Below are 12571 nucleotides of genomic sequence, written 5' to 3' on the forward strand. Positions count from 1 at the left end.
TTAACCTACTAATGTTATGGTTTTTCAAAAGTATTATAGACGAGAGATTTTCCCAAACATATAAGACAAACTACACAAAAAACCGATTAAGTGCACGATTTAACCTTTTGTTAGCATTTCTTTAATACGCTCTAGCATCTTTTCCTTCATAGAAATTCATAAAAGCTCGGTTTACAACTCTGTTTCCACCTGGTGTTGGATAATCTCCTGTAAAATACCAGTCACCTAGGTTTTTAGGGCAAGCAATATGTAAATCTTCTACTTTTTGGAAAATAATTTTAACTTCTGCATTAATTTCCGGCGAACTTAACATTTCCGCTATTTTATCCGAAACCTCTTCAGGTGTAAACTGGTCATAAATGGCAGTTACATAATTTACAACATCTTTGTCATTATAGTTTTCTTGCGCTTTACATTTTGCATAGACCTCATCCACTATGTGGTATAAGTTTCGCTCCTTTAATAAAGCCAATGCAGCTCTAAAAGCGACTAAACCTTCTAGTTTTGCCATATCAATTCCGTAACAATCTGGATAGCGTATTTGTGGTGCCGATGAAACAATGACGATACGTTTGGGTTTCAAACGATCCATCATTTTGATGATACTCATCTTTAAAGTAGTTCCTCTTACAATACTATCATCAATAATAACCAGGTTATCGGTTGGTTTGATCACTCCGTATGTAACGTCATAAACGTGAGCCACCAAGTCGTCTCTACTGCTATCTTCTGTAATAAACGTTCTTAATTTGGCGTCTTTAATAGCGACTTTCTCCGTACGGATTTTTACGGCCAATAATTCCTGTAGTGTTTCGGCAGTAAGCGTACTTCTGTTGTCTAAAATATAATTGTTTTTTCTTTGATTTAAAAAATCCTGAGCCGCTTCTATCAAACCATAAAATGAAGTTTCGGCGGTGTTTGGGATATATGAAAAAACAGTATTGTCTGTATCGTTATCAATTGATTTAAGAACGGCCGGAAGAATTAATTTGCCTAAATTTTTACGTTCCTGATAAATTTCTGCATCGCTTCCTCTTGAGAAATAAATTCGCTCAAAAGAACAGGCTTTTTTAACGGTTGGTTCCAAAATCTGATTCATCGAAACTTTTCCGTTTTTCTTAATGATTAAAGCATTTCCTGGTTCGATTTCCTGAACTTTTTCAAAAGGAACATTAAAAACAGTTTGTATAACAGGTCTTTCAGAAGCTACCACCACAACTTCATCATCTTGGTAGAAATAAGCAGGACGAATCCCAGCTGGGTCTCTAAATACAAATGCATCGCCATGACCTAATAATCCGGCCATTGCATAACCTCCGTCTAAATTTTTAGCCGAGCGTGTCAGTATTTTGGCAAGATCCAAACGTTCTGCAATTACTGGAGAAGCTTCTCTTTTAGAATAACCTTCAGCTTTGCAGTCCTGGTAAAGTTGCATCACTTCTTTGTCTAAAAAGTGACCTATTTTTTCCATAACCGTAACAGTATCGGCCATTTCTTTTGGATGCTGTCCCAGTTCAACTAAATTTTCGAAAAGCTCTTTAACATTGGTCATGTTGAAGTTACCGGCCAAAATCAAATTACGATGCATCCAGTTGCTCTGACGTAAAAAAGGATGTACACTTTCGATGCTGTTTTTTCCGAAAGTTCCGTAACGAACGTGTCCTAAAAATAATTCTCCTATATAAGGAATATTGGCTTTTTGTTTTGCTACATCATTGGCATATTCAGGATGAGAAGTCATTTCTTCATTGATGCGCTCGTTGATTTGTTTGAAAACATCCTGTATGGGTTGCGCGTGATTAGAACGCACTCTGCTAATGTAGCGTTCGCCTGGTTCCACATCTAATTTGATACTGGCAAAACCAGCGCCATCTTGGCCACGGTTGTGTTGCTTCTCCATCATAAGATACATTTTTTGTATCCCATAAAAAGCAGTTCCGTATTTTTCTTTGTAATATTCAAGCGGTTTAAGAAGTCTAACTAAAGCTATACCACATTCGTGTTTTAAAGCGTCGCTCATTGTATTTTGTATTTGTGTTGTTGTAAGTTGTGCGTTTTAACGTAATAAAAAAGCCCCGTGTTACGAGGCTTTAAGGCATTATATTTCTATGTCAAACTGAGTTAGCGACTTAAATTGTTGTAATCGAATTGCTACTTCAGCTTTGCTTAATGTTTCCATCCTTTCGGTTCCAAATTTCTCTACACAAAAGGAAGCTAAATTCGAACCGTAAATAATTGCATTTTTCATGTTGCTGAAAGAGATATTTTCGCTTTGCGTAATAAATCCTGAAAAACCACCTGCAAAAGTATCTCCAGCTCCTGTTGGATCAAAGACTTCTTCTAGTGGTAAGGCTGGTGCAAAAAATACTTCTCTGTTGTGAAATAAAAGTGCTCCATGCTCTCCTTTTTTAATCACTACATATTTTGGTCCCAAGTCCTGAATTTTAGCTGCCGCTTTTACTAATGAATATTCTCCTGAAAGTTGTCTTGCTTCCTCGTCATTGATCGTAATAACATCAACACGTTTAATAACCTCAAGTAATTCCGGTAAAGCACAATCCATCCAGAAATTCATCGTGTCCAGAACTACCAATTTTGGTTTTTTCTCCATTTGATCCAAAACACTGCTTTGTACCAACGGATGCAAGTTTCCTAACATTACCACATCAGCATCCTTGAAGTTCTGAGGAACTTTTGGTTGAAAATCAGCCAAGACATTCAGTTCGGTTACTAAAGTGTCTCTGGAATTTAAATCGTTGTGATACAAACCGCTCCAAAAAAAGGTTTTGCCGCCTTTTACAATTTCGATACCCGAAATATCAATATTTTTTGAAGTTAATAAGTCTAAATGTTCTTGAGGAAAATCGTCACCAACTACAGAAACAATGGCCGATTGTAGGTTAAAAAAAGAGGCTGATAAACCAATGTACGTTGCAGCACCACCTAAAATTTTATCTGTTTTTCCGAAAGGAGTTTCAATTGCGTCGAAAGCAACCGTTCCAACAATCAATAATTTATTCATTTTATGAATTTCGAATTAGGGTGCAAAGATACTTCATAAGTTACAATATTGCAACGGTTTGGGGTCTCAAAATTTTCATAAAAAAACAATATCGCTTTTGGTCTCAAAATGATTGAAAATGAATGATTTGTTAGGCTTTTTTTCTTTAATCAAGAAACTTTTCTTTCTAAGAATAACTATAAAAAACTTCCATTTACTTTACATCGGATAGTTCTTTATCCTATTAATTTTTCTCTAACATATTTTCAAATTAAAATCAGGTAGAAATAGCCAAAAATGTGTTTAAATAGTTTTCGGAAAATGCAATCCTTAAAAATTTAGGAAACCGGCATTGATTGTTGTATTTTATGATTTAGAGCCAATAGTTTCGTAATAAACATCAACAGAAAGCTTTGGTTGCAAAGATGCCATCACAGCCAATTCGTCGCAACGCTCGTTTTGAGGGTGATTATTGTGTCCTTTAATCCATTTAAAATCAACCTGATGTTTGCGATAAACAATCAAAAAACGTTTCCATAAATCGGGATTTTTTTTGCCTGTATAACCTTTTTTTTCCCAACCAAAGACCCATTTTTTCAGTACAGAATCGACAACATATTTAGAATCAGAGATAACTAAAACTTTCATATTTGGGTTTTTTAGCTTTTCTAAACCCACAATTACCGCTAATAATTCCATTCTATTATTAGTCGTCAGGCGAAAACCTTCATAGAATTCTTTTTTGTGAGGCGTTCCTACCAATTCGATCACGACCCCATAACCGCCGTTTCCGGGGTTTCCTTTTGCGGCACCATCCGTATATATATGTATTTCGTGATTCATTTTAATTTTTTTTCACATATAAGTGATGTAAGTCCTTTGAATTATTACAACGAAAATATTATTCTTATATGATTTAATTTTTTGCGTCTTATTCTTCTAAAAGTCTTGAAATAATTTCTGGAAAATATTTTTGTTCCAGTTCGTGAATCTTTTCGGCTACTGTTTCTGCAGTATCCGTACTTTCTAAAGCGACACTTTTCTGAAAAATAATAGCGCCTTCGTCATAATGTTCGTTTACAAAATGAATAGAAATTCCGGTTTCTTTCTCTTTGTTGTCTACTACTGCCTTGTGTATGTGCATGCCATACATTCCTTTGCCGCCATAATTGGGTAAAAGGGCAGGATGAATATTAATGATTTTGTTGGGATATTTTTCGATAATGTTGTCAGGAAACTTCAACAAAAAGCCAGCTAAGACAATCAAATCCGGGGCGATTTTTTGTATTTTTTGTAATACGTTTCGGTCTAAAAGTTCGTTTTTTGAGAAGATTTCTGTTGGAACTTGATGATTTTTTGCTCTTTCTATGACTTTTGCAGCAGCATTATTGGTAAACACCGAAACCACTTTTGCAATTTTATTTTTTTTAAAGTATTGGATGATATTTTCTGCATTAGTACCTGAACCTGAGGCAAAAACAACAATTTTTTTCATAATCGAATATAATTTTATAATGCAAAAAACGGAATAATAATCGAAAATAAATAGTATTAAAACGGCTTTCTTGAAATTAATTTTATAAATTAGTATCACATTTATTAACTAAATAGTTGTTTTAAAATAAAGTTTTTTATTTTTGCCAACAAATTAAATTCTAAAATTAAAGATTATGTCAGACATTGCATCAAGAGTAAAAGCGATTATCGTAGACAAATTAGGTGTTGACGAAAACGAAGTTGTAACAGAAGCAAGCTTCACTAATGATTTAGGAGCTGACTCATTAGACACTGTTGAGCTTATTATGGAATTCGAAAAAGAATTTGATATTCAAATTCCGGACGATCAAGCAGAAAACATTGCTACTGTTGGTCAAGCTATTTCTTATATCGAGGAAGCTAAAAAATAATAATACTGCACCCGAAATTTAAAAAAAGATAATTTTTGAAATTCCGAACTCCAATTTTGGAATTTGTTTTTTGAAATTTGTAGTTTTTTAAAATTCGGGTGTTATTATTTTTTTAAAATTTAAATTTCGATTGGTTTACAATCAAAAAGATATATTTATATTGTAATGCCCATGGCTCTTAAGTAACAGAACAGTTAAGAAAGCGTGGGTTTTATTTGTTTAAAGATAGAAAACATATATTATGGCATTAAGGCGAGTTGTTGTAACAGGATTAGGTGCTCTTACTCCTATCGGGAATAATATCCAAGAGTATTGGAATGCACTCGTGAATGGCGTTAGCGGAGCCGCTCCTATCACGTATTATGATACAGAAAAACATAAGACAAAGTTTGCCTGCGAAGTAAAAAACTTCAATATTGAAGATTACATGGATCGTAAAGAATCCAGAAGATTAGACAAATTTGCTCAATATGCTGTGGCTGCAAGTGACGAGGCTATAAAAGATGCAGGACTTACAAACGACAATGTTGATAAACAAAGAGTAGGTGTTATTTGGGGTGCAGGAATTGGCGGACTGGAAACCTTTCAGGAAGAAGTTATGTACTATGCCAAAGGTGACGGAACTCCAAAATTCAACCCTTTCTTTATTCCTAAAATGATTGCCGATATTGCGCCAGCACATATTTCGATGCGTAATGGTTATATGGGACCAAATTATACTACAGTTTCTGCGTGTGCTTCTTCGGCAAATGCTTTAATTGATGCCTTTAATTATATTCGCTTAGGCATGTGCGATGTTATTATTTCTGGAGGTTCAGAGGCTGCTATTACTATTGCTGGTATGGGAGGTTTTAACTCTATGCATGCCTTGTCTACAAGAAACGAAAGTCCAGAAACGGCTTCAAGACCTTTTGATGCAACCCGTGATGGTTTTGTTTTAGGCGAAGGAGCAGGAGCTTTAGTTCTTGAAGATTACGAACACGCAAAAGCCAGAGGAGCAAAAATTTATTGCGAAGTTGGCGGAGGCGGAATGTCATCTGATGCGTACCATTTAACAGCGCCGCACCCCGAAGGTATTGGTGTGATTGCTGTAATGAAAAATACTTTAAGAGACGCCGGAATGAATCCGGAAGATATTGATCACATTAACACACACGGTACTTCTACGCCATTGGGAGATGTTGCCGAACTAAAAGCAATTAGTGCTGTTTTTGGAGATCATGCAAAAAATATCAATATCAATTCTACAAAATCCATGACAGGACATTTACTTGGTGCTGCCGGAGCTATTGAAGCAATTGCTTCAATTTTGGCGATGCAACATGGTATAATTCCTCCAACGATAAATCATACAGTTGTAGATGAAAATATTGATCCATTATTGAATCTTACCTTAAACAAACCACAAAAAAGAGAAGTAAATGTTGCTATGAGTAACACCTTTGGTTTTGGTGGACACAATGCATGTGTATTGTTTAAAAAATTGGCTGATTAATGATGCGTATGAGTATTTTCAAAAAAATATTTACAAAATCCCGTTCTCTAGAAGACGGGATTTTTTTTGATACTATTCAGAAAATACTTGGTTTTGAGCCAATTTCTATCCATTTTTACAAGAAAGCATTTACACACAGGTCTTCAAATAAATTAGACGAATCGGGTCATCCAATTAACTATGAGCGTTTAGAGTTTTTAGGAGATGCTATGCTGAGTGCTGTAATTGCGGCGCATTTATTCAACAAAGCACCCAACGGAGACGAAGGTTACTTGACAAAAATGCGTTCAAAAATTGTGAGTCGTGAGCATTTAAATGAGTTGGGTAAAGATTTAAATTTAGTTCGATTTGTAGAAAGTAAAGTGCCTCTGCAACATTTCGGAGAAAACATTCATGGTAATATCTTCGAGTCGCTTATTGGTGCAATTTATCTGGATCGTGGTTATACTTTTTGCGAAAAATTTATTCAAAAAAGAGTCATTACTCCTTATGTAGATATTGCCAGATTAGAAGGAAAGGTGATCAGCTATAAAAGTTTGGTTATCGAATGGTGTCAGAAAGAAAAGAGAATATTTCATTACGATATTTTTGAAGACAATGGCATCGACGGGCAACGTTTGTTTGGTGTTAAATTAAGTATAGACGACAAAGTAATTGCAAGAGCAAGAGCAACTTCAAAAAAGAAAGCAGAAGAAAAAGCATCTCAAAGAGCTTATTTTGCATTTCAGGAAAAAATAGATAAGAAATAACTACAAAAATACGGTAAGTTTCTTAATGCTATAACGTTTTCGTTTATAAATTAACAAAAACAAGCAATGCTTCACTATTGATGATTCGATAGAAATAGTATATTTACAACTTGATTTTTCATGACATGGCTATTCATAGATTGGATTTAGACGAATTTGACGAAATTGATTACTATTTAATGGCAATTCATACTTCATTAGAAGATTATCGATTGGCTTATTTTATCAATCAAAAACTTCCGATAAACTTAAGTAAGAGCAAAAACGAGATTCATGCTCAAACGAAGGAAGGCGAAGCAAATTTTTCTAGATTTTATTACTATGATTCCGAGAAAGCTATTTCATGGAATTTAATTCAGAATAAAAATGAAATCATTTCCGTGAGTATAAATGATTTCCAGAATTTGTTTTCAAATGAAACAAGTGAGGTTTCAACAACAATTCATTTACTTCCTGAATTCAAAAAAGTAGATTTTTTCTTGAAAATTGAAAATAGCGATGAGGCTATTGATTTTTCAGAAATCCAGCAAAAGCTAAATACAATTGAGAGTATTGCGGCTATTTATGCTGTGGATACAAACAAAATAAAATCAAAAAACAATTTAATTTTTTAAAAAAAATGCTAACAAACAAAAAGACTAAAATTGTAGCTACACTTGGGCCCGCATGTAGTACGAGAGAGATTATCAAAGATATGATCGAGGCGGGGGTTAATGTGTTTAGGATCAATTTTTCGCATGCAGATTACGAAGGAGTAAAAGAAAAAATCGAGATCATCAGAGGTTTAAATGAAGAGTTTGGATATACCACAGCAATCTTAGGAGATTTGCAGGGGCCAAAACTTAGAGTTGGAGTAATGGAAGAAGGAACTGTGGTGAATGATGGCGATTTGATCACTTTTACAACAGCCGAAGATATTTTAGGAACGGCTCAGAAAGTGTTCATGAAATACCAAAATTTTCCAAATGATGTAAATCCGGGAGAGCGTATTTTGCTTGATGACGGAAAACTGATTTTCGAAATTATTTCTACAGACAAAAAAACAGAAGTAGTTGCCAAAGTGATTCAGGGTGGAGAATTAAAATCTAAAAAAGGAGTTAACCTTCCGAATACTAAGATTTCTTTGCCGGCTTTGACAGAAAAAGATATTGCTGATGCCATTTTTGCTATCGAACAAAAAGTAGACTGGATTGCACTTTCGTTTGTAAAAACACCGCGAGATTTGCAAGATTTACAGGAATTGATCGACAAACATTCTGAATATAAAATTCCGATTGTAGCTAAAATTGAAATGCCGGAAGCGCTTGAAAATATTGATAAAATTATCGCTTATTGCGATGGATTGATGGTAGCACGTGGTGATTTAGGAGTAGAACTTCCTGCTCACGAAGTGCCATTGGTACAAAAAGACTTGATTCGTAGAGCTAAAACAGCTAGAATTCCGGTAATTGTGGCAACACAAATGATGGAAACGATGATCACAAGTTTAACACCAACGCGTGCAGAAGTAAATGACGTTGCCAACTCGGTAATGGACGGAGCAGATGCAGTGATGTTGTCTGGGGAAACGGCTACAGGAAATTATCCCGTACAGGTTATTCAAAAAATGACTCAAATTTGTGAGGCGGTAGAAGATTCTCCGCTTATCCAGGTGCCGCAAAATACGCCACAGATTAAAACAAAACGTTTTATTACTAAAACAGTTTGTCATCAGGCGGCTTTATTGGCAAATGAAATAAAAGCAAAAGCAATTTGTACCTTGACCAATAGTGGTTATACTGCTTTTCAAATTTCGGCTTGGAGACCCTCTGCACATATTTTAGTGTTTACTTCAAACAAAAGAATCTTAACACAATTGAATTTATTGTGGGGAGTAAAATCATATTTCTACGATAAAGACGAAAGTACAGATGATACGGTTACCGATGTAAATGAAATCGCTAAACAAAAAGGATTTGTTGAAAAAGGAGATTACCTGATCAACCTTGCAGCAATGCCAATCAAAGACAAAGGAATGGTAAACACCATGAGAGTATCTGAAATAGAATAGTTTTCTTTAAATAAGAAGGCAACTCAAAACCATCAAATTTATTTTTGATGGTTTTTCTTTATAAAATAGTTTTGTTTGAAAAGCATTGTAAAGCCACAAACATTTGTTTTTCAACAGTATAAAATATCGCAACAAAAATTTTAACGATTAAATAACTAAGAGATAGTATGTTATTTAATTGATTTGTAACAAAAATTGTTCAAAAGCTACTAATTAACTAACTATTTAAATCATTTTATTATGTATAAAATTACGATAAAATCAGTTTTCGTTGCATCTGCTTTTTTGGTAGGTGTAAGCGGCTGTTTTGCGCAAGACATTTTAGTCAATTCGCTAAAGCTAAATGCGAGTGATAAGAGTAAAGAAAGCTTCAAGTTTACAGAACAAATCAACTTAGGAACCACTTCGGTAAAGGTACAGGGTTCTTCTGGAACGTGCTGGAGTTATGCTTCCAATTCATTTTTAGAGTCAGAAATGATTCGTTTAGGAAAACAACCTGTCGAGTTGTCTCAGATTTACTCTGCCAGAAACGTGTATGTTGAAAAAGGTATCAATTACGTTCGTATGCATGGCGCAGTTACTTTGGGTGACGGAGGAGCGTTGCATGACGTAATTAATATGTACAAAAAATACGGAACTGTTCCGAGAGAAGTCTACACCGGCTTGAACTACGGAACAGACAAAAATAAATTTGGCGAAATGGCAGCGCTTATCGAAGGTGTTTTGACCGCTGTTGTAAAAAATCCAAATGGCGAATTGACGCCAAACTGGCAAAAAGCGTATGCTGCTGTTATCGATTCTTATTTAGGAAAAGTGCCGGAAAATTTTACTTTTAAAGGAAAAAATTACACACCACAATCTTTTGCTAAAGAAGTAGTCGGAATTAATCCTGACGAGTATATCGAAATATCTTCGTTTACAACGGCACCTTATTACCAAAAAACAACCATGATGGTGCCCGACAATTGGTCGTTTGATCAGGTGTACAATGTAAAAGTAAATGACATGACAGATGTTATCGACAATGCTTTGAAAAAAGGGTATACTGTAGCGTGGGCGACAGATGTGAGTGAAAAAAGCTTTAGCTGGAAAAATGGTGTGGCTTATGTTCCAACAAAAAAATTCGACGACATGACGGCTGAAGAAAAAGCAGACATGTTTAACGGGCCAAAACCAGAACCTGAAATCACGCCGGAAATGCGTCAGGCCGCGTTTGATAACTATACCACCACAGACGATCACGGAATGCATATTATTGGCTTGGCTAAAGACCAAACCGGAAGAGAATATTACATTGTAAAAAATTCCTGGGGAGAAACAAACGACTACAAAGGCTTCTTGTTTGTGACCAAAAATTTCGTAAAGTATAAAACTACTGCTTTAATGGTAAACAAGGGCGGAATCCCTACTGATATTGCTAAGAAGTTAGGGGTTTAAGAGGTTTGTTTTTTTTTAGATTATAGAAAAGCACTGCAAGTAATTGTGAGCGCTTTTTTTTAAGAGTTAGTTTTTAATATTTCCTCAGAACAATATGTGTTGATCCGTTTTCGTCTTAATCCATAATTTAGATTGTTACTTTTTTTATAAAAATAACTTGAAAAGTTATCAAATGACAAAATTTGCATTTCTTAATAATTATCTTGAAGTACTGATTTCATTGTAGTCTTTAAAAGAGAAAAGACCTTACATTGCTGTAAAGTCTTTTTGTAAAGCTCCCTCTCTTGGGCTCGAACCAAGGACCCTCTGATTAACAGTCAGATGCTCTAACCAACTGAGCTAAGAAGGAATCACCTTAAAGGTAAATATGTTTGCTAAAAAAAGTTGCTCCCCCTCTTGGGCTCGAACCAAGGACCCTCTGATTAACAGTCAGATGCTCTAACCAACTGAGCTAAGGAGGAAGTTGTTGCTCTTTTTAGCGAGTGCAAATATAGTTGATTTTTTAATTTCCCAAAAATATTTTGACTCTTTTTCTAAATTATTTTTACTTACCTACAATTGCCTTGTAGATATCGTTTCCGTTAGCAAATAAAAGCAACGATATAAGTAATACGAAACCAACCATTTGAGCGTTTTCTAAGAACTTATCGCTTGGTTTTCTGCCACTAATTATTTCGTATAATAAAAACATCACATGACCTCCATCAAGGGCAGGAATTGGCAATAAATTCATTACACCCAACATAATTGACAATAAAGCAGTGATATTCCAGAAAGTTTCCCAGCTCCACGTATTCGGGAAAATGTTAAAAATAGCAGCAAAACCACCTACTTGTTTGTACGCTTTTGTTTCTGGATTAAAAATCATTTTCAACTGTTTTCCGTAACCTATTAATTGATCTTTCCCTTTTGTAAGTCCAACCGGAATAGACTCCGCAAAACTATATTCTTTTGTACTTATTTTATAGTATCCTAATTTCTCTAAAGACTCCAAACCTAAACCACCAGCAACAACATCTAAGGTTCCTTTATTAGAAACTTTAACCGTCAATGGCGTTTCTTTTAAATCACGCAATACAACAGCAGGAATCGTTTTTCCTTTATTAGAATTTAAAATTGCTTTTGCCTGATCAAAATAAGTAACTTTTTCGCCATTAAGAGAAAGAATTAGATCTTTAGGTTTTAAATTTTGATTAGCAGATTCTTCTGTAACTTTTCCAATTGCAAAGGGAACACGAATATTGACAAGAAGCCCTTTCTCGTGTTTTGATAATTGGTCAACAAAATCATTCGGAATTTTAATGGCCTGTTGTTGACCGTTTCTTTCCACCAAAACTTCTTTAGACATAATGATTTTCATGTTCAAATCATTGTCAAAATTTTCAACTTTTTGTCCGTCAATCGAGATTAATTTGTCTCCGGTTTTAAAACCAGTTTTCAACATCACAGGATTTTCAATCCAAACACCATCCTTCATGTCTGCATTGGCCACATACGTATCACCATAAACAAATGCCATTCCAATATAAATAATAAAAGCTAGGATAAAGTTTACCGTAACACCCCCCAACATAATAATCAAACGTTGCCAAGCTGGTTTCGAGCGAAATTCCCATGGTTGTGGAGGCAAAGCCATCTGTTCTTTGTCCATGCTTTCGTCAATCATGCCCGAAATCTTTACATAACCACCCAAAGGCAGCCATCCGATTCCGTATTCTGTTTCGCCGATTTTCTTTTTTAGCAGCGAATATTTCACATCAAAAAATAAATAAAATTTTTCGACTCTAGTTTTAAATAATTTAGCAGGAATAAAATGTCCTAATTCATGCAGAATAATAAGTAATGATAAACTCAATAAAAATTGAGCAAGTTTGATAACTATATCCATTTTGTATTTTTAATTCGTAATTTAACGCACAAAAGTAACGTTTC

General features: G+C 34.8%; 11 protein-coding genes and 2 tRNA genes. 6 read left to right on the top strand and 7 right to left on the bottom strand.

Annotated features, from left to right (window positions below; all coding sequences use genetic code 11):
• Nucleotides 1-121: 121 nt before the first annotated feature.
• The 4 genes from LNP22_RS05755 to purN form a co-directional block, all read right to left on the bottom strand.
• The gene (locus tag LNP22_RS05755; protein WP_210665399.1) at nucleotides 122-2020 is read right to left on the bottom strand and encodes an amidophosphoribosyltransferase; all 1899 of its coding nucleotides are present in this window, start codon (nucleotides 2018-2020) and stop codon (nucleotides 122-124) included.
• Between the two features lie 78 nt (nucleotides 2021-2098).
• On the bottom strand, nucleotides 2099-3022 hold the full coding sequence (locus LNP22_RS05760; RefSeq protein WP_210665401.1) for a PfkB family carbohydrate kinase: 924 nt from the start codon (nucleotides 3020-3022) through the stop codon (nucleotides 2099-2101).
• 345 nt (nucleotides 3023-3367) lie between these two features.
• The gene (gene rnhA, locus LNP22_RS05765; RefSeq protein WP_229975728.1) at nucleotides 3368-3844 is read right to left on the bottom strand and encodes a ribonuclease HI; all 477 of its coding nucleotides are present in this window, start codon (nucleotides 3842-3844) and stop codon (nucleotides 3368-3370) included.
• Nucleotides 3845-3932: 88 nt separating this feature from the next.
• Nucleotides 3933-4496, bottom strand: a complete 564-nt coding sequence (gene purN, locus LNP22_RS05770) for a phosphoribosylglycinamide formyltransferase (RefSeq protein WP_229975729.1) — start codon at nucleotides 4494-4496, stop codon at nucleotides 3933-3935.
• Nucleotides 4497-4671: 175 nt separating this feature from the next.
• Between purN and LNP22_RS05775 the strand changes: the two genes are divergently transcribed.
• From LNP22_RS05775 to LNP22_RS05800, 6 genes are all read left to right on the top strand, one after another.
• Nucleotides 4672-4908, top strand: a complete 237-nt coding sequence (locus LNP22_RS05775; protein WP_007137004.1) for an acyl carrier protein — start codon at nucleotides 4672-4674, stop codon at nucleotides 4906-4908.
• A gap of 241 nt (nucleotides 4909-5149) precedes the next feature.
• Entirely contained in the window at nucleotides 5150-6403 is a 1254-nt protein-coding gene (gene fabF / locus LNP22_RS05780) for a beta-ketoacyl-ACP synthase II (protein WP_229975730.1), read from the top strand.
• 8 nt (nucleotides 6404-6411) lie between these two features.
• Nucleotides 6412-7152, top strand: coding sequence for a ribonuclease III (gene rnc, locus LNP22_RS05785; protein WP_229975731.1), 741 nt, complete (start codon nucleotides 6412-6414; stop codon nucleotides 7150-7152).
• 125 nt (nucleotides 7153-7277) lie between these two features.
• Nucleotides 7278-7766, top strand: coding sequence for an IPExxxVDY family protein (locus LNP22_RS05790; RefSeq protein ID WP_229975732.1), 489 nt, complete (start codon nucleotides 7278-7280; stop codon nucleotides 7764-7766).
• A 5-nt stretch (nucleotides 7767-7771) separates the two neighbouring features.
• On the top strand, nucleotides 7772-9202 hold the full coding sequence (gene pyk / locus LNP22_RS05795) for a pyruvate kinase (protein WP_229975733.1): 1431 nt from the start codon (nucleotides 7772-7774) through the stop codon (nucleotides 9200-9202).
• A 240-nt stretch (nucleotides 9203-9442) separates the two neighbouring features.
• Nucleotides 9443-10639, top strand: coding sequence for a C1 family peptidase (locus LNP22_RS05800; RefSeq protein WP_229975734.1), 1197 nt, complete (start codon nucleotides 9443-9445; stop codon nucleotides 10637-10639).
• 275 nt (nucleotides 10640-10914) lie between these two features.
• Here the strand turns inward: LNP22_RS05800 and LNP22_RS05805 are convergent.
• The 3 genes from LNP22_RS05805 to rseP all read right to left on the bottom strand — a co-directional run bounded on the left by LNP22_RS05805 (nucleotide 10915) and on the right by rseP (nucleotide 12527).
• A tRNA-Asn gene (locus LNP22_RS05805) sits at nucleotides 10915-10988 on the bottom strand.
• Nucleotides 10989-11026: 38 nt separating this feature from the next.
• Nucleotides 11027-11100 (bottom strand) — tRNA-Asn (locus LNP22_RS05810).
• Between the two features lie 83 nt (nucleotides 11101-11183).
• The gene (gene rseP / locus LNP22_RS05815; RefSeq protein WP_229975735.1) at nucleotides 11184-12527 is read right to left on the bottom strand and encodes an RIP metalloprotease RseP; all 1344 of its coding nucleotides are present in this window, start codon (nucleotides 12525-12527) and stop codon (nucleotides 11184-11186) included.
• Nucleotides 12528-12571: the final 44 nt, after the last annotated feature.

The organism is Flavobacterium flavipigmentatum (genome assembly GCF_020911905.1).
GTDB lineage: Bacteria > Bacteroidota > Bacteroidia > Flavobacteriales > Flavobacteriaceae > Flavobacterium > Flavobacterium flavipigmentatum.

Bases quoted from the DNA above. Each gene is read 5' to 3' on its own strand.
- pyk (WP_229975733.1), top strand. From the start codon at position 7,772: ATGCTAACAAACAAAAAGACTAAAATTGTAGCTACACTTGGGCCCGCA.
- rnhA (WP_229975728.1), bottom strand. From the start codon at position 3,844: ATGAATCACGAAATACATATATATACGGATGGTGCCGCAAAAGGAAAC.
- LNP22_RS05760 (WP_210665401.1), bottom strand. From the start codon at position 3,022: ATGAATAAATTATTGATTGTTGGAACGGTTGCTTTCGACGCAATTGAA.
- rseP (WP_229975735.1), bottom strand. From the start codon at position 12,527: ATGGATATAGTTATCAAACTTGCTCAATTTTTATTGAGTTTATCATTA.
- purN (WP_229975729.1), bottom strand. From the start codon at position 4,496: ATGAAAAAAATTGTTGTTTTTGCCTCAGGTTCAGGTACTAATGCAGAA.
- LNP22_RS05755 (WP_210665399.1), bottom strand. From the start codon at position 2,020: ATGAGCGACGCTTTAAAACACGAATGTGGTATAGCTTTAGTTAGACTT.
- LNP22_RS05800 (WP_229975734.1), top strand. From the start codon at position 9,443: ATGTATAAAATTACGATAAAATCAGTTTTCGTTGCATCTGCTTTTTTG.
- rnc (WP_229975731.1), top strand. From the start codon at position 6,412: ATGAGTATTTTCAAAAAAATATTTACAAAATCCCGTTCTCTAGAAGAC.
- fabF (WP_229975730.1), top strand. From the start codon at position 5,150: ATGGCATTAAGGCGAGTTGTTGTAACAGGATTAGGTGCTCTTACTCCT.
- LNP22_RS05775 (WP_007137004.1), top strand. From the start codon at position 4,672: ATGTCAGACATTGCATCAAGAGTAAAAGCGATTATCGTAGACAAATTA.
- LNP22_RS05790 (WP_229975732.1), top strand. From the start codon at position 7,278: ATGGCTATTCATAGATTGGATTTAGACGAATTTGACGAAATTGATTAC.